This window comes from uncultured Maribacter sp. (assembly GCF_947500985.1).
Classification (GTDB): domain Bacteria; phylum Bacteroidota; class Bacteroidia; order Flavobacteriales; family Flavobacteriaceae; genus Maribacter.
Genome location: NZ_CANMTX010000003.1, coordinates 575264 through 600626, shown reverse-complemented (window position 1 = coordinate 600626; position 25363 = coordinate 575264). Strand labels below are relative to the sequence as shown.

Annotated in this window: 19 protein-coding genes and 2 tRNA genes; 12 read left to right on the top strand and 9 right to left on the bottom strand. The window is 34.9% G+C overall.

Features of this window, described 5'->3' with window-relative positions; all coding sequences use genetic code 11:
• The first annotated feature begins 1 nt into the window (after position 1).
• The 4 genes from Q0871_RS09100 to tsaB all read left to right on the top strand — a co-directional run bounded on the left by Q0871_RS09100 (position 2) and on the right by tsaB (position 4597).
• On the top strand, positions 2-1258 hold the full coding sequence (locus tag Q0871_RS09100) for an ABC transporter permease (RefSeq protein WP_299321203.1): 1257 nt from the start codon (positions 2-4) through the stop codon (positions 1256-1258).
• A gap of 44 nt (positions 1259-1302) precedes the next feature.
• Positions 1303-2427: an efflux RND transporter periplasmic adaptor subunit gene (locus Q0871_RS09095; RefSeq protein WP_299321202.1), complete on the top strand. Its 1125-nt coding sequence runs from the start codon at positions 1303-1305 to the stop codon at positions 2425-2427.
• 67 nt (positions 2428-2494) lie between these two features.
• Positions 2495-3835: a TolC family protein gene (locus Q0871_RS09090; protein WP_299321201.1), complete on the top strand. Its 1341-nt coding sequence runs from the start codon at positions 2495-2497 to the stop codon at positions 3833-3835.
• Positions 3836-3916: 81 nt separating this feature from the next.
• Positions 3917-4597, top strand: a complete 681-nt coding sequence (tsaB, locus tag Q0871_RS09085; protein ID WP_299321200.1) for a tRNA (adenosine(37)-N6)-threonylcarbamoyltransferase complex dimerization subunit type 1 TsaB — start codon at positions 3917-3919, stop codon at positions 4595-4597.
• Positions 4598-4662: 65 nt separating this feature from the next.
• Here the strand turns inward: tsaB and Q0871_RS09080 are convergent, their stop codons facing one another.
• The 4 genes from Q0871_RS09080 to Q0871_RS09065 all read right to left on the bottom strand — a co-directional run bounded on the left by Q0871_RS09080 (position 4663) and on the right by Q0871_RS09065 (position 8863).
• Positions 4663-5490, bottom strand: a complete 828-nt coding sequence (locus tag Q0871_RS09080; protein ID WP_299321199.1) for a mechanosensitive ion channel domain-containing protein — start codon at positions 5488-5490, stop codon at positions 4663-4665.
• Between the two features lie 71 nt (positions 5491-5561).
• Positions 5562-7613, bottom strand: a complete 2052-nt coding sequence (locus tag Q0871_RS09075) for a thioredoxin domain-containing protein (protein ID WP_299321198.1) — start codon at positions 7611-7613, stop codon at positions 5562-5564.
• A gap of 66 nt (positions 7614-7679) precedes the next feature.
• Positions 7680-7880: a dodecin family protein gene (locus tag Q0871_RS09070; RefSeq protein WP_027064938.1), complete on the bottom strand. Its 201-nt coding sequence runs from the start codon at positions 7878-7880 to the stop codon at positions 7680-7682.
• Positions 7881-7951: 71 nt separating this feature from the next.
• On the bottom strand, positions 7952-8863 hold the full coding sequence (locus Q0871_RS09065) for a NifU family protein (RefSeq protein WP_299321197.1): 912 nt from the start codon (positions 8861-8863) through the stop codon (positions 7952-7954).
• A gap of 122 nt (positions 8864-8985) precedes the next feature.
• Here Q0871_RS09065 and Q0871_RS09060 point away from each other — a divergent pair, with 122 nt between their 5' ends.
• Entirely contained in the window at positions 8986-10008 is a 1023-nt protein-coding gene (locus tag Q0871_RS09060) for a type IX secretion system membrane protein PorP/SprF (protein ID WP_299321196.1), read from the top strand.
• A gap of 37 nt (positions 10009-10045) precedes the next feature.
• Here Q0871_RS09060 and Q0871_RS09055 read toward each other — a convergent pair whose 3' ends face one another.
• Entirely contained in the window at positions 10046-11221 is a 1176-nt protein-coding gene (locus tag Q0871_RS09055; protein WP_299321195.1) for a vWA domain-containing protein, read from the bottom strand.
• Positions 11222-11424: 203 nt separating this feature from the next.
• Here Q0871_RS09055 and Q0871_RS09050 point away from each other — a divergent pair, with 203 nt between their 5' ends.
• The 7 genes from Q0871_RS09050 to Q0871_RS09020 all read left to right on the top strand — a co-directional run bounded on the left by Q0871_RS09050 (position 11425) and on the right by Q0871_RS09020 (position 23007).
• Positions 11425-13629 carry a histidine kinase gene (locus Q0871_RS09050; protein ID WP_299321194.1) on the top strand — a complete coding sequence of 735 codons (2205 nt, stop codon included), beginning with the start codon at positions 11425-11427 and terminating at the stop codon, positions 13627-13629.
• A complete protein-coding gene (locus tag Q0871_RS09045) occupies positions 13626-14357 on the top strand; it encodes a LytTR family DNA-binding domain-containing protein (RefSeq protein ID WP_299321193.1) in 732 nt (243 codons plus the stop codon). Before Q0871_RS09050 ends, Q0871_RS09045 begins: the two co-directional genes overlap by 4 nt.
• Before the next feature lie 10 nt (positions 14358-14367).
• Entirely contained in the window at positions 14368-14877 is a 510-nt protein-coding gene (locus Q0871_RS09040) for a gamma carbonic anhydrase family protein (protein ID WP_073242428.1), read from the top strand.
• A 76-nt stretch (positions 14878-14953) separates the two neighbouring features.
• Positions 14954-15841: an ACP S-malonyltransferase gene (gene fabD / locus Q0871_RS09035; protein ID WP_299321192.1), complete on the top strand. Its 888-nt coding sequence runs from the start codon at positions 14954-14956 to the stop codon at positions 15839-15841.
• 106 nt (positions 15842-15947) lie between these two features.
• Complete coding sequence (locus tag Q0871_RS09030; RefSeq protein ID WP_299321191.1) at positions 15948-20096, top strand: Calx-beta domain-containing protein; 4149 nt, start codon at positions 15948-15950, stop codon at positions 20094-20096.
• 8 nt (positions 20097-20104) lie between these two features.
• Positions 20105-21085 carry a type IX secretion system membrane protein PorP/SprF gene (locus Q0871_RS09025; protein WP_299321190.1) on the top strand — a complete coding sequence of 327 codons (981 nt, stop codon included), beginning with the start codon at positions 20105-20107 and terminating at the stop codon, positions 21083-21085.
• An 11-nt stretch (positions 21086-21096) separates the two neighbouring features.
• Positions 21097-23007 (top strand): OmpA family protein, encoded by a 1911-nt coding sequence (locus Q0871_RS09020; RefSeq protein ID WP_299321189.1) that lies wholly within the window; start codon positions 21097-21099, stop codon positions 23005-23007.
• Between the two features lie 24 nt (positions 23008-23031).
• Here Q0871_RS09020 and Q0871_RS09015 read toward each other — a convergent pair whose 3' ends face one another.
• From Q0871_RS09015 to Q0871_RS09000, 4 genes are all read right to left on the bottom strand, one after another.
• Positions 23032-24282, bottom strand: coding sequence for an NRAMP family divalent metal transporter (locus Q0871_RS09015; RefSeq protein ID WP_299321188.1), 1251 nt, complete (start codon positions 24280-24282; stop codon positions 23032-23034).
• Between the two features lie 62 nt (positions 24283-24344).
• Positions 24345-24980: an ElyC/SanA/YdcF family protein gene (locus Q0871_RS09010; RefSeq protein ID WP_299321187.1), complete on the bottom strand. Its 636-nt coding sequence runs from the start codon at positions 24978-24980 to the stop codon at positions 24345-24347.
• A 105-nt stretch (positions 24981-25085) separates the two neighbouring features.
• A tRNA-Leu gene (locus tag Q0871_RS09005) sits at positions 25086-25169 on the bottom strand.
• A 42-nt stretch (positions 25170-25211) separates the two neighbouring features.
• A tRNA-Gly gene (locus Q0871_RS09000) sits at positions 25212-25283 on the bottom strand.
• Positions 25284-25363: the final 80 nt, after the last annotated feature.

Here is a 25363-nt window from a genome sequence, read left to right as displayed (position 1 = left end):
TATGTGGATACTTGATAGAGATTTATGGTCAGAGATTTTTGCCACATTAGGTAAGAACTTGTTTCGCACATTTTTAACCATGCTAGGGGTAATTATAGCGATGATAATTCTTGTGCTATTATTAGGTGGTGCAAACGGTATGAGCAATGGTTTTCAAAAAATATTCGCAGGTACAGCATCTAACAGTCTGTTTGTATGGAGTCAAAGTACCTCAGAGCCTTATAAAGGATTTGAAAGAGGACGTAGAATTCAATTTAAACTTGAAGATGCTACTATTTTAAAAGAACAGATTCCAGAAATAGAAGTTCTTGCCCCAAGAATAGAACTTGGTAGTCATAGGGGCGTGGTTACCGTATATAGAAATGGTTTAACCAGTGGATCGGCAGTTTATGGTGATTATCCTAATGTGGATGAAATCATGAAGAAGAAGCTAGTAGAGGGTAGATTTCTGAATGAAAATGACATGACCGAGTCTAAAAAAGTGTGTGTTATTGGAGAAGAAACGTATAAACTTTTATTTGAAAAAGGCGAAAATGCGATAGGGGAAGATGTTCGTATTAACGGAGTGTTCTTTAATATCGTTGGAATATATAAGCCAAATCAGAACATCAATATTGACGGAGAGAATTCAGTGTATATTCCGTTTTCAACATTTCAAAAAGCATTTGGTTCTGGAGATAGAATGGGATGGATGGCAATTTCGGTTCAGTCAGATACCAAAGTACCTGTAGTTGAAAGTCAGATAAAACGTCTGTTGAAAAACAAGTATGATATCAACCCTATAGACGAACGCGCTATTGGTAGTTTTGATATGTCTGAAGTATTCAATAATGTATCAGCATTTACAGGTGTATTACAAGGTGTATCGTTCTTCGTTGGAATTTTGACCTTACTGGCAGGTGTTATTGCTATTAGTAATATTCTTTTAATTACGGTAAAAGAACGTACAAAAGAAATAGGTATTAGACGTGCCTTAGGTGCTACCCCAAAAGTAGTAAAGAGACAAATTGTACTGGAGTCTATAGTAATTACGGTATTTGCTGGCTTTGTCGGTTTTGCAATTGCAATAGGGTTTCTAGCGATTGCGAATAATATGATAGGTGAAAATAGTGATATGCCATTTTATAATCTTATGATTAGCATACCGCAATTTTTAGGTTCCTTTATTTTGATGGTAGGTCTTAGTGTTTTAATCGGATTAATACCTGCAAATAGAGCTATTAGAATAAAACCAATTGACGCCTTAAGAGAAGAGTAAAAGACCAAACAACAAAAGAATAAATAACAATCAAATAGTTGAGCATGAACAAGTATGTAAAGTACGCATTAATAGGAGTAGCAGTTATAGGGATACTGGCTGCAGTAGTCTATTTTTTAAAGAAGAATAGTACTCCTTTAAAAACATATGAAACGGAGACCGTTGAAAAAAGAGATATTACCAACAAGGTTGTTGTTACCGGTAAGGTAATACCACAAGATGAAATAGAGATTAAACCTCAGATTTCGGGTATAATCCAAAAGGTATATTTGGAAGAAGGTGTTCAAGTTAAAGCGGGTGATTTAATTGCTACGATAAAAGTTGTACCTAATGAACAGTCTTTAAATCAGGCTCGTGGTAGAGTAAACAATGCCAAAATTTCTTTAAGTAATACAAAGATTGAATACGACCGAAATAAAACACTTTTTGATAAAGGGGTGATTTCTAGTCAAGATTTTAATGCATTGAAATTACGATTTGATCAAGCAACGCAAGAACTACAGAATTCTCAGGCAGACTATCAGATAATTAGAGTTGGTTCTGCAGGTGGCTCATCTAGTGCAAATACTAATATTAGAGCTACAGTAACCGGTACGTTATTAGAAATACCTGTTGAGGTAGGTGATCAGGTTATTGAAAGTAATAATTTTAATGACGGTACTACTATTGCCTTTATTGCAGATATGTCTAAAATGATTTTTGAAGGTGAAGTTGATGAAGCTGAAGTGGGGAAACTTAAAGTAGGCATGCCATTAGAAATTAGCATGGGTGCTTTACAAGATGAAAAATTCAATGCCAAATTAAAGTTCATAGCACCTAAAGGTGTTGAGGAAGAGGGTGCCGTTCAGTTTAAGATAGAAGGTGATTTGGTAGTGTCTGATAGTACTAATATTAGAGCTGGTTATAGCGCAAATGCAGCAATTGTCTTAGAAGAGAAGAAAGATGTGCTTTCTATTAAAGAAGCACTATTACAGTTCGATAAAGAAACAAATAAGCCATACGTTGAGGTCGAGACAGGTGATAATGAGTTTGAAAAGAGAGAGCTTGAACTTGGTGTAAGTGATGGTATCGACGTAGAAATTATTTCTGGTATCGATGAAAACTCCAAAATAAAAATTTGGAACAAGTTGGAAGCCAAAAGTGAGGATAACGACGAGAACGACGATTAAAAACAATCAATCAAATCAAAAAACGAATCGAGCAACCTATGTATAGGTTGGTTTAAAAAAGAATAAAATGAAAGTAAAAATCACAGGATTACTACTGATATTTTCTGTTGTGTTAGGCATGGCACAGCAAAAGAAATGGACTCTAGAGGAGTGTGTGTATTATGCTGTAGAGAATAATCTGACTGTTAAGCAGTTTGAGTTAGATTTGGAAAATGCCGCATTAGATAAATCTGATGCAATTGGTGCATTGTTGCCAAGTTTAAATAGTTCTATAAGTGCATCTGCAAATACAGGACTTGCATTGGATCCTACTACCAATAATTTGGTTTCAGCAACTATCTTTTCTGCTTCGGGAAGTATGACTTCATCAGTGACACTTTTTGATGGTCTTCAAAATTATAATAGAATTGAAAGAGCCAAGTTAACTGCGATTAGCAGTCAATATAGATTAGAGGATGGTAAGGATGATATAAAGCTAAGTGTCGCTAATGCGTATTTAAATGTTTTAGCTAATAAAGAATCTTTAAAAGTTTTTAAAGCGCAACTGGTCATTACCGAACAAGATTTAAAGCGTACTAAAGACTTAGTGGATTCTGGTGTTTTGCCTAGTGGCGATTTATTACAAATAGAAGCTACTGCTGCAACTCAAGAACAGCAAATGATAAATGCTCAAAATTTGATTTTGATTTCAAAAATTAGTTTGGCGCAATTAATGAGCATTACAGACTACGAAAATTTTGATATTGCAGAAGAAGAGTTTGATATACCTCCATCGGATATATTGAATAATTCTGCCAAGGTTATTTTTGATAAAGCTTTAACCTTTAGAAATGACATTCAGTTTGCCTTGACAGGAGTGGAATTGGCTCAAAAGGACTTAGAGATAGCTAAGGGTGCCAAGTACCCTAGTGTAGGTGCCTTTATTAATTATAATACTAGATATTCCGATCAAAATAATGATCCGTTTACCGGAGAGGCAATTCCATTTAAAGACCAATTATATATTAACGACGGTATCTCTTATGGGGCGCAAATGAACATTCCTATTTTTAATGGATGGAGTGTTAGAAATAATATAAAGCGGTCACAAATTAGTATTGATATCGCTCAGATCGAGTTTGAAAGAACTAAGTTACAGTTAGAGACTGATGTAAACCAAGCCTATGTAAATGTGACCAATTTTTTTAAGGCATTTCAAGCAGCAGAAAAAACGCTGGAGGCTAGAACTCTTGCTTATCAGTATTCTAAAGAACGTTACGATGTAGGGTTGATGAATGCATTTGAATTTAGCCAATCACAATCACTTGTTGATAATGCAGAAGCTGATTTAATACGTTCTAAGTATGACTATATATTTAGATTGAAAATATTAGAATTTTATTTTGGAATACCTATTTCATTAGAATAGATTAAGTATTGAAATATAAAAGCCTGTAACATTTTAGCGTTACAGGCTTTTTCATTTTGTAGTAAGTAATACCTTTGCAATATGGGCATACTATTAAATCTAGAAACATCATCTACAAATTGTTCGGTCTGTGTTGCTAAAGACGGCGAAATTCTTTCAATAAGAGAATTGAATTCAGCAAACTATTCGCATGCAGAGAAACTACATGTTTTCATTGAAGAGGTAATACATGAAGCTTCTTTGAAAATGGAAGATTTAGAAGCTGTGGCAGTAAGTAAAGGTCCAGGTTCTTATACGGGACTTCGAATTGGTGTTTCAGCGGCAAAGGGCTTGTGTTATGCATTAGGCATCCCGTTAATTTCGATTTCAACGTTGAAGAGCATGGCATCCCAAGTTAAAATTCAAGATAACGAGGTATTGATACCCGTTTTAGATGCTAGGCGTATGGAAGTGTATTCGTCAGTTTTAGATAATGAGCTCAATGAAATAAGAGAAACGAAAGCTGAAATAATTGATGAGCATTCCTTTCAAGAATATATCAATGTAAAACATATTCATTTTTTAGGTAGTGGAGCAGAGAAGATAAAAGAATTGTTTCCATTAGAATCTATAACCTACCATTGTGAAGTAGTGCCTTCTGCTAAAGAAATGGCTTCTATTTCATCGGATAAGTTTAATGTATCGGATTTTGAAGATGTGGCTTATTTTGAACCATATTACTTGAAAGATTTTGTGATGCAGACTAAGAAAGCGAAAGCATAAAAATTTCGTAAAATAAAAAAGCCCTTGATTACTCAAGGGCTTTTTTATTCACTGTGAATTGTAAATTAGTTTTTCATCTGTGTAACTACTCTCTGTGGGAATGGTATTTCAATACCAGCAGCATCAAAACGATACTTTATTTCTTCTAATACAAAGAAATGTGCAGCCCAAAAATCGCCATTATTTGCCCAGAAACGTAAAGTTAGGTTTACCGAGCTATCTCCTAATTCTCCTACATAAACCTCAGGAGCAGGTGTCTTTAAAATAGTTTCACGTTCGTTACAGATGGCTAGAAGAATTTCTTTAGCTTCTTTAATGTTTGAACTGTAACCAATACCGACATCAATTTTATCTCTTCTAGTGTCTTGCGCGTTATAGTTTGTAATGGTGTTATTGGATAGTTGACCATTTGGTATTATTGCAATTTGATTACCGAAAGTACTCACCTTTGTAGTAAAAATTGAAATTTCTTTTACTGTACCATCAACACCCTGAGCAGATATAAAATCCCCTATTTTAAAGGGTTTAAATAATAAGATAAGAACACCCCCGGCAAAATTTGCCAATGAACCTTGTAGTGCTAAGCCAATAGCCAAACCTGCGGAGGCTAAAATGGCAACTAAAGAACTTGTTTGAACCCCTAATTGGGTAATCACCAATATAAAGAGTATTATTTTTAAAGCAATACTGATAAAACTTTGTAAGAATGTTTCTAACGCTAAATCGTAATCTTTATTTGCGAAAAATTTACGTATCATTTTATTTATGAAACGTATGACATAGGTACCAGCAATTAATAGAAAAATTGCCCATAATATACTAGGAAGTACATCCCAAAGCCAAGCTATAGCATTATCTGCATGTTCTTGCAGATTCATTATTTTATCTAACATAATTTGTTTTTTTATAACAGCCAACTTAACCAATAGCGTATAGCCTATAAAATTTAGAGGCTAAACAATTGTTAAAAGATACGGGAAACAAGATCTAAAGCTTTGCTTGGTTCTTCTACGGGCATTTGACAACTACCGTGATTACAAACGTAGATAAGTGTCTTGTTCATTATATACCTATTCATCAATAAAGGTAAGTTGCTAGTTTTAGCATTTGAAGCAGCAAATATAGCGTTTGGCATATAGTTCTTCATGAGTGATGTGCATATGAGTTCAAAATTTTCGCCGATAACGACCAATTCATAGAAATTCTCACTCATTAGCTGTGCCAGGTGAAGCCAATTGGCATGATTTTGAGGATTCTCAGTGATAGATGTTTTCATGCTTTTCATCATTTGATGCAAACGACTATCAAAATTATCTTCAGGAAAATATTTGGAGAGCTTATGTAGGTTATGCGCCATCATTGAATTAGAAGATGGAATTACGTTATCTGAAACTTCTAAAGTTCTTCTAATAAGACCGTTGTCATTACTAGATGTGAAAAAGAATAGCCCCGTATCAGAATCTGAAAAATTTTCAATGACATATTTTGTTAACTCTAAACTATAATCAAGCCATTTTTCATCAAAAGAAACTTCATATAGCCCTATGAATGCATCGATAATAGAAGCGTAATCTTCTAGAAAACCATGAATAGTACTTTTTCCATTTTTGAAGTTGCGGAATAAGCCACCATCTTCGGTGGTCATATGTTCTAGAATAAAATTAGCATTATTAATAGCAAGGCTCAAATACTTGTCATCTTCTAAATATCTATAGGCATCTGTTAGTCCTTTTAATGTCAAGCCATTCCAAGAAGTTAAAATTTTATCATCTAACCTTGGTTTGTTTCTTTTTTCTCTCTCTACTTTCAATAATGAAAGACACTTGGTAATTATTTCTTGCAATTCTATTTTGGTGATAGAATGATTCATTGCAATAGCTAAGGCTTCTGAATCTCTAATAAGCACATAGTTATTATCTTCCCAATAACCATAAGAGTTAATACTGAAGTAATCACTAAAAATAGGGTAATCGTCTTTTAATAGCTCTTTAAGTTGTTCTTCTTGCCAAATATAAAATGCACCCTCTACTAACTTGTTGTTATCAGTTAAACTATCAGCATCTAAAGAAGAGTAAAACCCATTGCTTTTATCTAATAGTTCTTCTTCTAGGAATATGATACTTTTTTCTACGACAGCTTTATAGAGATTATTGTTAGTCTTTGCATATGCATTCGCGTAAAGACTAATTAACAAGCCGTTGTCATATAACATTTTTTCGAAATGGGGTACATGCCATTTAGTGTCTACGGAATATCTAGAGAATCCACCACCAACATGATCAAATATGCCGCCCCAGGCCATTCTTGTTAGAGTGGTGTTTACATATTCATTTACAGTATTATCTTGTTTTGCGTGAGAATAGTATTGTAAAAAGTTAAGATTGGTAGGCATCATGAATTTTGGCGCCCGTTTATATCCTCCTAAAAAGGTATCAAAGTATTTGGTCCAATCGATTACCATCGTATCAATTTCAGAATCTTCAATTAAATCTTGATTTTCATCTGAAGTAATAACATTTATTTCTTTTAGTCCTGTTGCCATGTTTTCGGCATATCCAATAATCTTATTAGGGTCTTCAACATAAAGTTGTTGAAGTTGATTCAATACTTGTATCCATTCTTTTTTTTTGACGAAGGTTGCGCCCCAGAAAGGTCTGCCGTCGGGTAGCGCCAGTATATTTAAAGGCCAGCCGCCACTACCTGTCATCATCTGTAATGCATCCATATAAATATGGTCGATATCTGGTCGTTCTTCCCTGTCCACTTTAATATTTATAAAATGGGCATTCATTGTTTCTGCGACTTCTTCATCTTCAAAACATTCATGTTCCATAACATGACACCAATGACAAGCGGCATAACCAATACTAATAAGTATTAGTTTTTGCTCTTCTTTTGCCTGTTTTAAAACATCATCATTCCACGCTTCCCAATTAACCGGGTTATGCGCGTGCTGCAGTAAATATGGACTGCTTTCTTTAATTAGATTATTAGTATGCTTTTGTGGGGTAGGCATTGGGTGTATTTTAGTTTTAAAACAAAAAAAGCGCCTTTTGGCGCTTTTAATCCTGTTAGGTAATTGTTATTTCACTTCAAAAGTGATTTTCACATTTACTCTATAATTTTTGATTTTACCATCTTCAACAGTAGCACTTTGCTCGTTGATGTAAACCGATTTAATATTCTTTACTGATTTAGATGCTTCAGAAACTGCTTTTTTTGCTGCGTCTTCCCATCCGTTGTCAGAATTTGCTAATATTTCAATTACTTTTAAAACTGCCATAATTAATGATTTTTAGATTTATTTAAAGTTACAAAAATTGAAGGCAATGTTTAATTCAATTCTATGATTAATTAACCGTTAAGCGCAACTACCTCATTTACTTTGTCTCCCATCATATTTTTTAGCATTGTCTCGATTCCGTTTTTCAAGGTAAAAGTTGATGATGGGCAACCACTACATGCTCCTTGTAAAATTACATTAACCGTTTTGGTTTCTACATCGTATGATTGAAACATAATATTACCACCATCACTCGCTACGGCTGGTTTTACATATTCTTCTAAAATATCAACTATTTCTTGAGAGGTTTCATCAAGTTCTATTTTACTTTCTGCAGATACGGTTTCAGATACTTGTGCTTCTGTACCAATAGCTTTTGCATTGTCAGCAACAATTTCTTTACCATCTGCTATAAAATTTCTTATAACTTCTCTTAGTTCAATATTAATATCATCCCATTCTGCAACTTCAAATTTAGATACAGAAACGTAATTTTCGTCAATGAAAACTTGCTTAACAAACGGAAACTGAAATAGCTCCAAGGCCAAGTTAGAATCTCTAGCTTCATCAATATTTTTGAATTCGAATGCTGATGCTACAATTTTCTTGCTAGCCACAAACTTCATGGTGGATGGGTTGGGTGTTACCTCTGCATAAACGGTTACGGGAACTGGTTTGTCCATGTCTTCTTCAATAACTATGGGTTCCCCAGCATTTAAATACTCAACTAGTTGTTGCGCCACTTCATCTTTTACATCTTCCCATTGAACAATATCATAACGTTCTAATCCGATAAAATCACCAGAAATATATACCGTTTTGATAAATGGTAAGTGGAATAACTGCTGGGCTAAAGGTGAGTTTTTAGCATCATCAATATTCTTGAATTCGTAATTTTTTCGTTGAACTAATATGTGATTAGTTTCGAACTTTAATATATTTGGGTTATTGGTCTTAACGACGGTAATTGAATACTCTTTCATTTCTCAGTAATTTTATGTAAAAATACAAAGGAAATCTTAGTTTAGCAGCACATAATAATGTTCAGGTTAACCCGTTATTAACTTTATAAAAGCGAAACTAAACCTAGTTTTAACATCCCAAGATGAAATACAACTTTTTATTGATATTGATTTTTCTTTTTGTAGGTTCGAAATCTACCGCACAAGAAGGGATTCCTGTTTATTTTGATTATTTATCAGATAACTACTATTTGGTTTTTCCGTCTATGGCAGGTATAGGAGAGGGAGGAAAAGTAAGAGCTACTGCTAGAAAGCAATGGTTCGACGTTGATGATGCCCCAAGTTTACAAACTATTAATGCACATTTTAGATTGGGTGATTCGCCAAGTGGTATCGGTGTTATTCTTTTTAATGATGCTAATGGCTACCATTCGCAAACTGGTGCAAAATTAACTTATGCTCATCATTTAAGAATGGGTAGTAGAGATGTAAGAGTGCTAAATCAATTATCTTTTGGATTAAGTGCTACTATTTTACAAAGTAGTTTAGATGAAACTGAATTTAGATCTGTTACGCCAGATCCTGCAGTTTCAGGTATTAAATTAAGCTCATCATACACGAACGTTGATATTGGTATTTCATATAATTATCAAGAATTTTATACACATTTTGCTGTGACTAATGCACTTACGGGTAGTAAGAGAAATGTTTATTATAGAGATAGACAAGACAACCCTGATCAGTTGGTGATTGATAATATAAGACGATTTTTAATTTCTACAGGTTATGTTTTTGGAAAAAGCGAATGGCAAGTTGAACCTTCTGTACTTTTTCAATTAACTGAATTTACCAAGGAAAAAACTATAGATATAAACGGTAAAGTGTATAAGGATGTAGATTTTGGTCGCATTTGGGGAGGAATTTCTTATAGAAGAAGTTTTGATGGAGCTCAATTTCAAGATAATGGAACTTTCGGAGAACAACGTTTGCAATTGATAACGCCTATAGTTGGTGCAAACATTAATAACTTTATGGTCTCTTATAACTATTCGTACCAAATGGGAGATATCCGTTTCGATAATGGAGGTTTTCATCAGATAACTTTAGGGTACGATTTCGGACAAACAGGTCGTAAGTACGATTGTTACTGCCCGGCAGCAAATTAAAAAGGTCTGCTCATAGTTGAGCAGACCTGATATTTTATTATTCCCAACTGTAATTTTTCGTTTTGGCTTGTTTTTTTATTGCTTTGATCATAGCATTTTCAAGCTCTCCTGAATTATCATCTTTTTGATGTTCAGAAATATAAGCTAATCGTTTCGTGTTATATTGTTGTATCTCTTTTTGAATTTCTTCTCTTTCATTCTTTTTTGATTCGACGTAGGTTTTTATTTCTTTCTCATTTTTACCTTGCAATTCTTCTGGTAATTCATCATTTTCTACTGAATTTATTTCAAATTCGGCATCATCGTAAGCATCGACCAAATCCCATTTTTTATTATTATAAAGTCTAGAACTTTTGCTGACAGCTCTTTTAACGGCAACCGCTTCTTCCATTTCCAATGCATTACTGTCTTGAACTTCTTGTGCGATATATTTTGATTTACCCATCGACCCGTAAGAAACGTATGTTGTATTTAATCTTGAATTCAGTTTAATAATAATATCGTCATAAGGAGTGTTGATATGTACAACTTTCTTATTGTGATCAATAGCCATATATTCTCCACCTGTTAATGAAGCACCATTTTTCCAATCGGTATTTATTCCCAATTCATAATTTCCACAGAAGATGGTATTTACCACTACATCTTTTTCATTGGCATTAGCTAATGCAGTTCTGTAGTTATATCTACCTTGTGTAAAGGGTTCGTTACCGGCAATAAAAATCATTCGCAGTAAATCCGGATTCTTATTCCATGGTAATTGGTGTAAAGAGGTCTGTAATACCTTTCCGCAATACTCTTCGCCGCCATTGGTAGTCAAAGAAAATAACTTTTCTGAAATTTCATCTAAATCACTGCTAAAACCTAATACTTGCTGAATGTACCCTTCGTTTGCAGAAAGATTGTCGTTGCCATATTGGTATAATGCAATTTGTAAATTTGGTCTGGTGTCGTTACCGCATTTTGCATAACTAAACTCATTTACAATGTCCCAAAGCTGAGATTTTGCTTGATTTATCAATCCGTCCATACTATTGCTAGTATCTAATAACAGGGCTATTTGAACTGTGTTCGTTTCTTTTGGTTCAATAGTTTCAGAAGCTTGGGCAATTAATTCAATAGGCTTTTTCTTATCAGTAGTATTACATGCAAATACTGTAGTTAAAGTGAGAAGTGCTATGCCGAATGATCCAAGTTGTTTAATCGTTTTCATCGTTTTTTGTTTTAAATTCAATGCTAAACTAAAAACAAAGTATTTCTCTGAATAACGATAATGAGCGAACTGTCCGTTTCACTTAGTAAAGTGGTATGCAGAGTTTGTAAACCCATGAAATGATGCTTTAATATTGGTTGTTTTAAGTATTTCGTATTTTTTAGTGCCACAATAATCAGCTAAGTTTACCGTAGTAATAACAGATGAATAATTATAGTATCTATATCGTAATATGTTTTCTTTTGGGATGGAGCGCACTTTATTCTCAAGGGCAAAACGATGCTCTAAGATTTACTTTAGAGGGTAGGGTAGAAGTTAGAAATACTGGAAAACCAATATCGGGAGTTTCCATTTCTAATGATATGGGAGACTTTGTGATTACTAATGGTTTAGGAGAATTTGAAATTAGAACTAGAATTGGTGATCAGCTAGTTATAGAGCATGATGATATTGAAACCTTACGGTACGATGTACAGAAGAATGACGATGTTTTAATCTTAGTTGAAGATTTTGAATCTTCACCAATTAGCAGTCGATCAAAATCATTACCAGATATATCTGTCAAACATCAGCAGTTATTAGATTCGGCAGAAGAGTATAAAGCTCAAGATATTGAAAGAAGTATTGACTTGGTAGCGCAATCTATATCAATTTTAGGGAAGCGAGGGCGAAAGAAAGAACTGGCAAGGTCGCTTTCTAAACTTGGCGAGATCTATCAATATCATAAGCAATTAGATTTGGCTATTGATAATTATGAAGATGCTTTAGAAAATAATAAGACGATTTCAACTTCTTTGCTTTTAGCTAAGGCGTATAACTTAGCGAACAGATATGACGAAAGCTTAGCGTTGTTGAATCCGTTATTAGAGATTAAGTCCATGCCGCCACACCAAAGTGTACTACTTTATGAACTGCTAGGTGATGCTAAAAAAGGAAATGGTAGAACACAAGAAGCTTTAGATTTATATAATAGAGGGTTGTTGATTGCCGATAAGAATCAGATTACATCAAAAATGATTGACCTAAATTCTAAAATAGGCGACACCTATTCTTTAGGAAATCAGAATATGGAGGCTGAAGCTTATTATGATAGTTCGTTAGAACTTGCAACTCAGTCAGCACCCAAAAGAGCATTGCAAGAGAAGGAAAAGGTGGCAGATTTCTACAATACAAAAAGTAGGTTCAACGAAGAGATTACTATGCGTAAAAGCAGTCTTCAAGAATTAAAAAAGCTTAATTCGCCCAATGCAGGTGTAAAGAAATTTGAATTAGGCGATACCATTACATCACAGCGTATTAATTACAAAATTGCAAATGCATATATTTCTCAAGACAGGTATAATGAGGCTATACCTTTTTTAGAGAAAAGTATTGTTGAAGCAGATTCAGATGATGATTTATTGGTTCAGAAAGATGCTACTAGAAAGTTATCTGAAGTGTATAAGGTAAAAGGTGATTTTACCAAGGCATTAGATACCTACCAAGCATATGTGGCTTTAGTAGATTCATTATATGTGCGTAAAGAACAAGAAATATCTAGAGCTACTCGTTTTAATCGCGAAATTGCAAATGCAGAAAACCGACTTACAGGTTTAGAGCAAGAAAGAGAATTATCGCAAAGTAAATATGATCTTGCGCTTACAGAGCAGGAGCTGGTGAAAGAGAGTAATAAGCGGCAGGAATTGGTGATTTATTCGCTAATATTCGGGCTCCTATTGACCTTACTGGCGGCTTTTTTCTTTTACCGTAGTAATCAACAACAAAAACTTGCAAATAATTTGTTGGCATTGAAATCGTTGAGGTCACAAATGAATCCGCATTTTATTTTCAATGCGTTGAATTCGGTAAATAATTTTATTTCAAAAAGTGATGAACGTAGTGCCAATAGGTATCTAAGTGATTTCTCAAAGTTGATGCGCTCTGTATTAGAAAATTCTGAAGAAGATTTTATTCCATTGGAAAAAGAACTGCAACAGTTAGAACTTTATATAAAACTAGAGCATTCTAGATTCGAAGATAAGTTTGATTACAAGATAGCTGTTGATGAGAATGTACAGGTTAATAAGTTTCAAATTCCACCAATGTTATTACAACCTTACATTGAAAATGCTATTTGGCACGGATTAAGGTATAGAGAAGAAAAGGGTGAATTGTTGGTAACGGTCAAAGAGAATAGTGCTGATTCCATTATAATCTGTATTACTGACAATGGTATCGGAAGAAAGAAATCTGCAGAAATTAAAACTCAAAATCAGCGAAAACAAAAGTCCAAAGGAATGGGCATCATTAAAAAACGTGTGGCTATTTTAAACGATATGTATACAGATAAAGTAGATATTAAAATTTCAGATTTACAGTCAGATGGTTCAGGAACTAAAGTCCTATTCATTTTAAAAAGAGAAAAATGAGCTTAAACGCAATTTTAGTAGAAGATGAGGCAAATAGTAGGGAGATATTAAGAAATTATATTGCTAAATATTGCCCAAGTGTAAACTTGCTGGGAGAGGCTTCATCAATTAAAGAAGCCTTAGTCTTAATTAATGGTAACGACTTAGATTTGGTATTTTTAGATGTAGAGATGCCTTTTGGTAATGCGTTCGATTTGCTGGATCAATTACCAGATAGAACTTTTGAAACCGTTTTTGTTACTGCTTATGATCATTATGCAAAAGATGCTTTAAATAACCATGCTGCATATTATTTGACAAAGCCTATCAACATAGATGAGTTGGTAAATGCAGTTGAGTATGTAGATGGTGTTAGAGAGAAAGAAGCCAGTTTAGAGGGGGAGGTTTTAAGTACAAAATCTAACGGAGTAGAGGGGAAGTTGACATTGCCGCAGCAAGACGGATTTCAAGTATTGAATATTGCTGAAATATTGTATTGCAAGGCAGATGATAATTATACCGAAATCTACTTGTTGAATAAGAAGATTTTGGTCAGTAAGACATTAAAATATTTTGAAGAGGCTTTAACCGACTATCCGTTTGCACGAGTACATAAATCTTTTTTGGTAAATGTAAATGAGGTGGTGAAGTACAGAAAAGGTAAAGGTGGTAGTGTAGTAATGTCTAACGGTAAAGAAGTGATGGTTTCCGCATCAAAAAAGAAAGATTTTCTATCCTATTTTAATTAAACGAATTACAATGATAAAAGCAGTTAGGGGTAAAGAACCCGTTATAGGTGAAGATTGTTTTATTGCAGAAAATGCAACAATAGTTGGTGAAGTAAGTATGGGTAAGCAATGTAGTGTGTGGTTTAATGCAGTACTACGTGGCGATGTTCATTTTATTAAAATGGGCGATAAGGTTAATGTACAAGATGGTGCCGTAATTCATTGCACGTATTTAAAGTCTCCTACCACAATTGGTAATAATGTTTCTATTGGGCATAATGCTCTTGTACATGGCTGTACCATACATGATAATGTGCTAATTGGTATGGGTAGTATTATTATGGATGATTGTGTAGTAGAAAGTAATAGTATTATTGCTGCCGGAGCTGTGCTAACTAAAGGCACCCACGTGCCATCTGGTAGTATTTTTGCTGGTATGCCGGCAAAGAAAATAAAAGATATTAGTCCCGAATTAAGTTCTGGTGAAATTAATAGAATTGCCGAAGCCTATACAATGTATTCTGGTTGGTTTAAAGAATAGGTGGGTATCCAAATATGCAATTGGGTATTACAGTCTATCTAAAATACGTATTTTTGCCCCACCAAAACTAAAAGTTATGAACGCGTATGTTTTTCCTGGGCAAGGTGCTCAATTTGTTGGAATGGGTTTAGATTTATATGAAAAATACCCTATTGCAAAAGAGTTGTTTCTTAAGGCAAATGAAATATTAGGCTTTGAGATTACTGAGGTAATGTTCAGAGGTACTGCCGAAGGATTGAAAGAAACCAAGGTAACTCAACCAGCTATATTCCTACACTCTGTTATTTTGAGTAAAGTAATGGGAGATTCATTTAAACCAGATATGGTTGCTGGTCATTCATTAGGAGAATTCTCTGCCTTGGTTGCAAATAATACCTTAAGTTTTGAAGACGGATTAAAATTAGTATCGCAACGAGCCTTGGCAATGCAAAAAGCTTGTGAACTTAAACCATCTACCATGGCAGCCGTTTTAGGTCTGGAGGATGCTGTTGTAGAAAAAGTATGTGCAGAAACTTCTGGAATTGTGGTTGCTGCAAATTATAACTGTCCGGGTCAATTAGTAATTTCTGGTGAAATATCTGCAGTAGAAGAAGCTTGTGAAAAATTGAAAGAAGCTGGGGCAAGGCGTGCATTAATGTTGCCTGTTGGTGGCGCTTTTCATTCACCTTTAATGGAGCCTGCTAGAGAAGAGTTAGCTGCGGCAATTGCTAATACTACATTTTCTGCGCCTAGTTGCCCAATATACCAGAATGTGCCTACCACTGCGGTGACTAGTGCAGATGAGATTAAAAAGAATTTGATGTTGCAATTGACAGCCCCTGTAAAATGGACGCAAAGTGTACAGCAAATGGTAAAAGATGGTGCTACGGTTTTTACAGAAATAGGTCCTGGAAAGGTGTTACAAGGGTTAGTGAGAAAAATTGAACCTAACGCAACTACGCAAGCCCCAGAGTTAACAGACTAACCATTGTTTCCTTAATATTACCATTTAACCTATAAATCCTTTTTTCAACTGTTTGTGAGGGGTTTACCTTGATTTTTTTGTAATATTGAGACCCTCATTTTTGGTTATGGATTTAGAACATCCTTCAGCCTTATTGTTGGGAATGATAAAGAATGCTATGAAAATAAGTATATATAATAATTTTTTGACTCCTCATATTAGTAGGATTCTAAAGAAATTCCTTTTCGTTTTTGGATTCCTTTTTTTAGGTACTTTTTCTCAAAGTGCTTATGCTCAAAACGTAACTATTGAAAAAATCAACGATGCTCTTGAAGAGGGAGAAGTATCTGGTAGTTTTCGAATTAATGTTATTAATCCAGGATTTGGTGCCGGTAGTGTTACAGTTAATTATAATGTATTATTAACTAGTACAGCCACTTCAAATATCGATTATCAGGAGTTAGATGAAGAAATTGATATATCTTATAATTTTGCTGGGGTTGGTAGTGCAACTGTAGATATTGTAGTTGACGATGATAATCTTGTTGAAGGTGAAGAAACTATTAATATCGAATTAGTTGAAGATGAACCTAACTATTTTATAGGAGTAGATAGTGAGGTTACCATTAATATTGAGGACAACGATTTTGGAGAGGTTTCTGTTACTGCTTTTGTGCCTGAAACAATAGAGGGGGCTACTACAGGAGCTGATCGTGGAAGATTCAGGTTTTTATTAGACAATGAGAATAATACTGGGGAGCCTGTAGAGATTGATTATGAACTTTCTGGTACGGCAATTAGTGGAGACGATTATTCTATTACAGGAAATGTAATTATTAATGATGGTGCCAGTGCCACGAATATTTATATAATTCCTGATGATGATAATCTTGTAGAAGGAGATGAAACTGTAGTGTTGACAATTACAGGTATTGATAGCGATTCGTATACAATTGGTACTCCAGATACAGATACGGTTACCATTCTTGATAATGATATTTTTGAGGCTTCTATTGAATCTACAACTGCGACAGCCAGAGAAAGTCCTTTAACTGTAGGTGTTTTTACCGTTGATGTAGATATGATCAATGCGACCGGAGCACCTATTGAAATTGAATATACAGTTAGTGGTACAGCAGATGAGGGAGATGATTTTTCAGCTCTATCAGGTACGGTTGTTATTGAAGAAGGTGAAAGTACAGGTGTTATTACACTTACGCCAATTAATGATACCGATATTGAAAGTAACGAAACAGTAGTGTTAACTTTGGTAAATGGTCCTGATTATACGGTTGGCGGTCCAGATAGTGCTACGGTGATAATCGTAAGTGACGATACCAATGTTGCACAAATTACTGCATCAGATGGTACGGCTGCCGAAAGTAATGGTGCTGTTTCTTCTGGAGAATTTACGGTTAGCTTAAGTGCTCCAAATAATACAACAGGTCCAATTATAGTAAACTATGCGATTAGTGGTACTGCAGATAATAGTGTTGATTATACGGCTATAAATGCTAACGCTGTTAGTATTCCTGTTGGAGAACAAGAGATTGAAATTGATATTCTTCCAATCAATGATGCAGTTCAAGAAGGAACTGAAAGCGTAATAATCACATTGGCAACTGGTACAGGTTACATACTAGGTTCCGGACCTACACGTACGGCAACGGTTCAAATTAATGATAATGACCAAGCCACGTTAACAATCTCCGATAATTCTTTAAATGAAGATGATGCAGCTGGTGAAATGGAATTTGATGTGGTTCTTGATTTGGAAGTTGTTGGTGGTACAACCGTAACTTATTCCTTTGCAGATGATACGGCTACAGGTGGAGGTACAGATTATACGGGTACTAATGGTTCGCTGATTTTTACAGGAACAGCAAACGAAATCCAAACAATTACAGTGCCTATTAATAATGACGCTGTTCTTGAAAATACAGAAACATTTACGATTCAATTAGGGTTACCTACTAATAATGTACAACTTGCAAGCGGGGGTATAGCTACTGGTACCATACAAGATGACGATAACTGTGTTGCTGCTCCAACACTTGATACTACAGTTTCAAATATCTATTGTGTAGAAGAGGCTGGAGATGATTTTTCAGCAAATCTATTCGATTTTACAAGTAGCCCAGCACCTGCGGGAACTGTTTTAACTTGGAGTAGAGTTTCCAATCCTTTGAATACAAATTCTCACTTGACGGCTGCAGAAGCTCAAGATGTAGATTTGCCTGCTTCTTACTACGGTTTTTTCTATGACGCAGCTAATGATTGTGCAAGTGGTACCATCGAAGTGCAAATAGTTAGAAATGTGTTGCCGCAATTAACTGTTATTAATGATAATGAACGTTGTGGTCCTGGTACTTTATTATTAAGTGTTGAACCAACTGATGGCGCTTCTGTTAATTGGTATGATTCTTTGGATGCAGTTACGCCAATTGCAATGGGCGAAACATTTACAACTCCTTCTTTAAACGCTACCGCGACATACTATGTAGAAGCAACCGAAAATGAATGTACAACTGACAGACAACCTGTTATTGCTAGAATAGGTTCTCAAGCTACCACTGGCACGGCAACAAACGGTTCTATCTGTAATGTGGCTGCGAACGGACTTACTACTATTGATTTGGATACGAGATTGAATGGAGCTGATCCTGGGGTTTGGGTTTTTGTTTCCGGACCTCAAAACGATGTAGCTATTAGTTCTACAAATGTTGTGGAATTCGAAGATTTTGCTTCTGGTGCTTATGTTTTTAGATTTACGACAACAAATTCTACTGCACCATGTGTTAACCCTACTGTAGATGTAACTGTAAACGTTAGCGATTGCGAAACCGATGATGATAATGATGGTCTTTTAGGTGGTCAAGAAGTAACTCTTGGTACAGATTCTAATGATGCTGATACCGATGGTGATGGTATTGAAGATGGAGTTGAGGTTGGTGATGATATTGCTAATCCTTTAGATGAGGATGAAGACGGAATTATCGATGCTTTGGAATCTAATACTGCTGATGCCGATAATGATGGAGTAAATGATCAACAAGATCCTGCCAATAATAATCCGTGTATACCTAATCGATTTAATGGTAGTTGTGATACCGATGGTGACGGAATTTCAGATTTAGACGAACAAACAAATGGTTCTGACCCTGATGACCCTTGTGACCCGGTGGCTACGCCCAATTGTGATGATCCAATTGATTTAGAAGTGTTGAAATCTGTTGATAATATTGATGCTTTAATTGGAGATACGATTATTTTTAAAATTTTAATTACCAATTTATCTGACAGAACCGCAAGAGCTATTGTTGTTGGTGATTTTTTAGAATTAGGTTTTGATTTTGTTTCTGCAGATGCTCCTGAGGCTACTGATTATGATGAGGTATCTGGAAATTGGACTATTTCAGAACTTTCAGCAGGTATTTCTTTGGAACTATCTATCACTGTAGTAGTGGCAGAGCAGGGGCCTTACACGAACACTGCTGTACTACTAGAATCTATTCCTTCTGATAATAATCCTGAAAATGACGAAGCAACTGTAGAATTGAGTACAGAGGCTCCAGAAGGCGTTGATCTTAGAATTGAGAAAGAGGCTCGTCCAGATAAAGCATTGGTGGGTGGCGAAGTAGAATTTATTATCCGAGTTACTAATATTTCTGAATCTGATGTAGTGACCGATATTATTGTCAATGATTTAATATCGATAGAAAACGGATTTGAATTTGTTTCTGCAGAGTCAGATTTTAATGGCACATACGATGAAGCATCCGGTAATTGGAATATTCCTTCTTTAGATAGGGAAGAAACAGCAACATTAAGAATTATAGCAAGAGTTCCTGCTTTGGGTACATATACGAATACAGCAAATATTGTTAGATCCACACCAAGGGATGGTAATACAGAGAATAATGAAGCAACCGTTGAGGTTGAGGTAATTCAGAAAAGCCCTGCCGACCCGGGCTTCCTGTTCAATCAATTCTCGCCAAACGGTAATAATCAAAATGAGGTTCTACGTATTAATAGAACTTTAACGAATCCTGAAACCGGTGCGCAAGTAGAGGTTAATTTACAGTACAAAATAAAAATTTACGATCGTTACGGAAATCTTGTTTTTGAAACTGAAAAAGTAAATGATGGCGATGTTTGGGATGGTACCTATGAAGGGAAAGAATCGCCAAAAGGAACTTATTTTTATATCATGAATTATAGTGTTAATAATCAACCTGCAGTATTGGATAAAGGTTGGATACAGCTTATTAGATAAAATAAATTATGGATTATAACTTTAATAAATCGAGTTATACTATTGCTTTAGTACTATTTTCTCTGTTAAGCTTTAATGCATATTCACAGAAAGAACCGCAGTACACCCAGTACATGTATAATATTGGTAGTTTTAACCCAGCTTATGTTGGTACGGTAGAAAACCCTGAATTCTCAGGATTGTATAGAGCTCAGTGGATTGATATACCTGGTGCACCTAGAACTTTTCGTTTCGGTGCAAACTTGCCTTTTAAGAATGAAAAAGTAGGTTTAGGTATTAATATTGTAAATGATGAATTGGGACCTGCAACACAGACTTATGCTGATATATCGTACTCATATCAAATAATGGTCACCGATGAAACGAAATTGTCTTTTGGTATTGATGCCGGTGGTTCGTTTTTAAATGTTGATTTTTCGAAAGGTACTTTTGAGAACCCAGGTGAAAACCTTAGTGATGAGATGTTAACCAAATTCTACCCAACGGTAGGTGCTGGTGCTTTCTTGTATTCAGAAGATTGGTATTTTGGTGCTTCTGTACCTAACTTTTTAACCGAAGGAGTGTACAATGACGAAATTGCATCTGTGGTAGAAGATAAGCTTCAATTCAATTTTATAGGGGGTTACGTTTTTGAACTTTCAGATAATCTAAAATTTAAACCTGCATTTTTAGTAAATACCATTTCAGGTTCTCCTGTCAATGTTAACTTGTCAACGAATTTCTTGATTTCCGATGTGGTTACTGCGGGTGTTTCGTATAGAATTGACAATGCTTTTAGTGGTTTGGCAGGCTTTCAAATATCCAATACCTTGTTTGCAGGGTATTCGTATGATTATAACACAAACTTACTTGGAGACTTCAATAACGGGTCTCATGAGATCATACTTAAATTTTATTTAGGTAGAAAAGGACCTTCGAAATCTAAAGGGAGTAGTGATAAGAATGCAAAAGGTATACCAAAACAAGTTGATTCACCTCGATTCTTTTAAAGAGAACTAAAATGAAATTTAAATTAATCATAGTATTACTAGTTTTTGTACCATTTCTAAGTACGGCTCAAGACAAAAAATCTAAAGCCGATAATCTTTTTTATGGATATCAATATGAAAAAGCCATTGTAGCCTATAAAAGTGAAATGCAAAAAGATTCATTAACCAACCATCAGTTATTGAACCTTGCAGATTCTTATTTTAGTACAGGTAGCTTTGATAGTGCTTCTGAACTTTATTTAAAGGTCAATAAGAACGATACTATAATGTCTGTCAACAGATTTAATAAAATGTTGCAGAGTCTTTCTAAAAACTCAGAAAGAGATCGAGTAAAAATGTTCTTAAAATCAAAAGCAGACAAATTATCTCCAGAACTTTTAGAAAATGCAGAGTTTAATTATAGTTTATTAGAAATTCCTTCTAATACAGATAATAGTATCATAAGAGATTTAGGGGTAAATAGTGTACAGGGAGATTTCTCGCCGGCATTTTATAAAAACGGTGTACTCTTTAGTAGTAGTAGAGGTCGCAATACTAAAAATGTTTATAAACCAACGGGTGAGTCGTATTTAGACATTTACTTTGCAAGATTGGGTTCTGATAATAATTTGGTTGATGTAGAAGCTTTTAAAGAAATTCCGGCAACTGACTTTCATAAATCTACACCATATTATTCTGAAAAACTTGAAACGTTTTTTTACATCCTATCTAATGAAGAAGATGGAGAGCTTAGATATAATGAGAATGGTAAAAATGCATTGGCAATAGGTACGCTTACAAAGAATAACAGGTTTAGGTTTATATTAAAAGATTTAAGTACTTCTTTTTATTATCCTTACTTTGATGATGCTACTGAAAGATTATATTTTGCTGCCAATTTTGATGATAGCTATGGTGGTACAGATTTGTATTACGTGTACACTAATAACGGACAGATAATGTCTGCGCCAATTAATTTAGGGCCTAGAATAAACTCACCAGGAAACGAGATTGCTCCATACGTTTTTGATGGTAGTTTATATTTTTCTTCGGATATTTTTTATGGTCTTGGGGGGATGGATATTTACAAATCTAATATGTTGCCTAATGATTCGTATACCATACCCGTAAACCTTGGCGACAGAATTAATTCGACATCAGATGATTTCGGATTCATTATTCAAAATGTTGAAAATACAGGATTATCAGGATTCTTTGCTTCTAATAGAGCTGGTGGTAAAGGTGGAGATGACTTATACGGTTTTCAGCTTAAAAATGCACCTGGTTTAAAAACTTTTGCCTTAGGCGGTAAAGTAGTTAACCTTCGGAATAAAGTTGGATTAAAAGGTGCTCAGGTGAGATTGTTGAACCAACAAGGAGATGTTTTAAAAGAAGTTATTGCAGGTAATGATGGTAGCTTTAGAGTAGAGGTGCCGTGGATGTCTCAAGTAACGATCCAGGCTATGAGTGATGGCTATTCTATTTTTTCTACCACCTATTCTGAAGAGGGAATGGAGGAAATTCAAAATACTGCTTATAATATGGGTCTTTCAAGAATGGAAGACTTGGTAACACAACGTGAAGACAAGACAGTATTAAAACTAAATAAGTTCTATTTCGACAAAGGTAAATCAGTATTAAACGCCCAAGTAGAAGAGGAGCTTAAGAAAGTTGTAGACGCTGTGGTTCGTTTTCCTCAAATGAGATTAAGAATACAATCACATACAGATACTAGAGGCAGCTCGTCGTCTAATAAAAGATTGTCGCAAGCAAGAGCCGATGTTATCAAAAACTACCTTTTGAGCAACGGGTTGAATTCAAGCAACATTATTGAGGCTACTGGTTACGGTGAAGAGACGATTGTTAACAATTGCGTTAATGGCGCTTACTGTTTAGATTTTCTTCATAAGCAAAACGAGCGTACTTTATTTGTCGTGGAGTAATTGTTGTCTATTTCTATATCATTATTAAAAAATAATGATATAGAAATAATAAAGGGCGAAACCAGACAAGAATAAAATTCCTGCATAGGTGAGTAGTTTCAATTTCTTACCTGGTCGAAATTTAGGGTCTAGGTCATCGCTGGTTACATTTTTTAAATTCATATAACCTACAATTGGCGCTACAACGAAAGAGACGAATGTAGCCAAAGCAACCAAATTTCCCATATTTGCACTAAACGCTGCTATAACTACAAAATTAATTAGGGTTAAGGCGAAAACGCCTGCGACGTATGCTGTTTTTGTTCTATACCATGTAGTTTTTGGTTTTAATAGTGATATGATATCTAAGCTGACTCTAGCTAAAGCATCATGTGCGGTCATACAAGTACTGAACATTGTGGCAAATGCAGAAATGGCTATAAACAGATATGCCCATGAGCCAATATGTTGTGTAAATAACCGAACTACTTGGTCTGCAAAACTTACTGCATTATTACTGAGTTGTATGTTTGTTCCGTATAATGTATACCATCCTATTATCATAAAAAAGACAGCTAATATGGCGGTAATGGTATATCCGATATTAAATTCTTGCAACGATTCTTTTAAGCTTGGCTTGTCTTGAGTTTTCCATTTTTCTATACTCCATAAACTGATCCAACTAGATGCTTCTACGCTGGTTGGCATCCATCCAATTAATCCTATTAAAAACAGTATTCCTACTTCATTAAAAATGGGTAGGGGTTTAAAGTCTTGCACATGGCTCACTGGTCCTTTTGCTAGAACTAAAATTGTGGTCACTAGTAATGCAACAAATAATACGCTAACAACGAATTTTAAGCTGATTTCTAAAAACTTATATTTTCCAAAAATGAGTAGTGCACTTATAACTAAAAATAAACTTAGCGCTACCATGGCAATAGAGCTATGCCCAATGCCGAATAGATTTATAAATAGACCGGCTGTAACGGTATATAAGGCTGCTAGTATGGTGAAAGTGGTAATAAAGCTAATTATAGCATAAAACCATAAATATCCTTTACCGCGATTTAAATAGCCCTCTATTAAGGTTTTATTGGTGACGTTTGTATATCGAACGCCGAACTCGAAGAAGGGGTATTTTAATATGTTAGCTAAAATTATAGGAATAATCATCAGCCAGCCATATTGTGCTCCGGCTTTGGTAGATAAAACAAGATGCGACGTACCGATGGCCATACTTGCAAACAGAAGACCGGGACCTAAGTTTTTAAGTATCGTTTTTAAATTGAGCATTCTAATTGGTTTTGGTCGGTGCTCCTAAATGTAGTATATTTTATTGTACTAAATTTTGCGACTTATTTTATCTCTATAGCGGTACCGTAGAATTTTGGTTGGGTGTTTAGTATCATATCAATAAATACTTTTACCCTAGCTAAGTATTCTCTTATTTGAACTTTTAACCCTTGACTTGCGGAAACATCTTTAGCATTGAAACCAATTGCATTCAGCCCTTTTTGTTTTGCAATATAAATAGCTCTTTCGTTATGGAATTTTTGAGAGATAACCGTTACGTCATCTAAACCGAAAATAAACTTTGCCCTGAACATAGAATCTAAAGTTCTAAAACCTGCATAGTCTAAGAAAATAACCTCTTCTGGTATGCCTGCTTTTACTAAGTCTTTCTTGAAGGTATCGGGCTCATTGTAATAGATGCTTCCATTGTCTCCGCTAACTAGTATGAATTTAATCTTACCCGCATTGTAGAGCGCTTTGGTTGCGTTTATGCGATAAGTGTAGTATGGGTTTGGAGAGCCGTTGGTTAAGCGATTAGAAGTACCTAAAACAAGACCGACTCTATTGGCTGGTATTAATGCTACGTCTGAATATGTTCTGTCTTCTGCAGTACTTGAAATAATACTATTACAGGCAAATATGATTAGAATTAACGCTATTAGTATTAACCCTGATATTTTTAGTATTTTTTTTAGCATGCATTTGTAATGATAACTAAAGTTAATGAATAACTGAAGACTTCAATTTGAAAAGTATATAAAATAAAAAACCCTTGAAAATCTTTAGATTAACAAGGGTTTTAGTACTCGAGGCGGGACTTGAACCCGCACGCCCCAAAGAGCACAGGATTTTAAGTCCGGCGTGTCTACCAATTCCACCACTCGAGCATACTTGGCTTTAAAAAAAATGTTGACCGGCAACATTTTCTGAGCGAAAAACGGGATTCGAACCCGCGACCTCCACCTTGGCAAGGTGATGCTCTACCCCTGAGCTACTTTCGCAAATTTTTAAGAACGTGCATCTCTTAAAAGATGCGGCTGCAAATTTAAAACAATTCTGTAAAAACCAAAGTAAAAAAGTG

Excerpts from the sequence above, each read along its gene's own strand:
- Q0871_RS09015 (WP_299321188.1), bottom strand. The coding sequence starts at position 24,282 with ATGCTCAATTTAAAAACGATACTTAAAAACTTAGGTCCCGGTCTTCTG.
- Q0871_RS09100 (WP_299321203.1), top strand. The coding sequence starts at position 2 with ATGTGGATACTTGATAGAGATTTATGGTCAGAGATTTTTGCCACATTA.
- Q0871_RS09095 (WP_299321202.1), top strand. The coding sequence starts at position 1,303 with ATGAACAAGTATGTAAAGTACGCATTAATAGGAGTAGCAGTTATAGGG.
- Q0871_RS09060 (WP_299321196.1), top strand. The coding sequence starts at position 8,986 with ATGAAATACAACTTTTTATTGATATTGATTTTTCTTTTTGTAGGTTCG.
- Q0871_RS09070 (WP_027064938.1), bottom strand. The coding sequence starts at position 7,880 with ATGGCAGTTTTAAAAGTAATTGAAATATTAGCAAATTCTGACAACGGA.
- Q0871_RS09010 (WP_299321187.1), bottom strand. The coding sequence starts at position 24,980 with ATGCTAAAAAAAATACTAAAAATATCAGGGTTAATACTAATAGCGTTA.
- Q0871_RS09055 (WP_299321195.1), bottom strand. The coding sequence starts at position 11,221 with ATGAAAACGATTAAACAACTTGGATCATTCGGCATAGCACTTCTCACT.
- Q0871_RS09080 (WP_299321199.1), bottom strand. The coding sequence starts at position 5,490 with ATGTTAGATAAAATAATGAATCTGCAAGAACATGCAGATAATGCTATA.
- Q0871_RS09030 (WP_299321191.1), top strand. The coding sequence starts at position 15,948 with ATGGATTTAGAACATCCTTCAGCCTTATTGTTGGGAATGATAAAGAAT.
- tsaB (WP_299321200.1), top strand. The coding sequence starts at position 3,917 with ATGGGCATACTATTAAATCTAGAAACATCATCTACAAATTGTTCGGTC.
- Q0871_RS09065 (WP_299321197.1), bottom strand. The coding sequence starts at position 8,863 with ATGAAAGAGTATTCAATTACCGTCGTTAAGACCAATAACCCAAATATA.
- fabD (WP_299321192.1), top strand. The coding sequence starts at position 14,954 with ATGAACGCGTATGTTTTTCCTGGGCAAGGTGCTCAATTTGTTGGAATG.
- Q0871_RS09020 (WP_299321189.1), top strand. The coding sequence starts at position 21,097 with ATGAAATTTAAATTAATCATAGTATTACTAGTTTTTGTACCATTTCTA.
- Q0871_RS09045 (WP_299321193.1), top strand. The coding sequence starts at position 13,626 with ATGAGCTTAAACGCAATTTTAGTAGAAGATGAGGCAAATAGTAGGGAG.
- Q0871_RS09050 (WP_299321194.1), top strand. The coding sequence starts at position 11,425 with ATGAATAATTATAGTATCTATATCGTAATATGTTTTCTTTTGGGATGG.
- Q0871_RS09040 (WP_073242428.1), top strand. The coding sequence starts at position 14,368 with ATGATAAAAGCAGTTAGGGGTAAAGAACCCGTTATAGGTGAAGATTGT.
- Q0871_RS09025 (WP_299321190.1), top strand. The coding sequence starts at position 20,105 with ATGGATTATAACTTTAATAAATCGAGTTATACTATTGCTTTAGTACTA.
- Q0871_RS09090 (WP_299321201.1), top strand. The coding sequence starts at position 2,495 with ATGAAAGTAAAAATCACAGGATTACTACTGATATTTTCTGTTGTGTTA.
- Q0871_RS09075 (WP_299321198.1), bottom strand. The coding sequence starts at position 7,613 with ATGCCTACCCCACAAAAGCATACTAATAATCTAATTAAAGAAAGCAGT.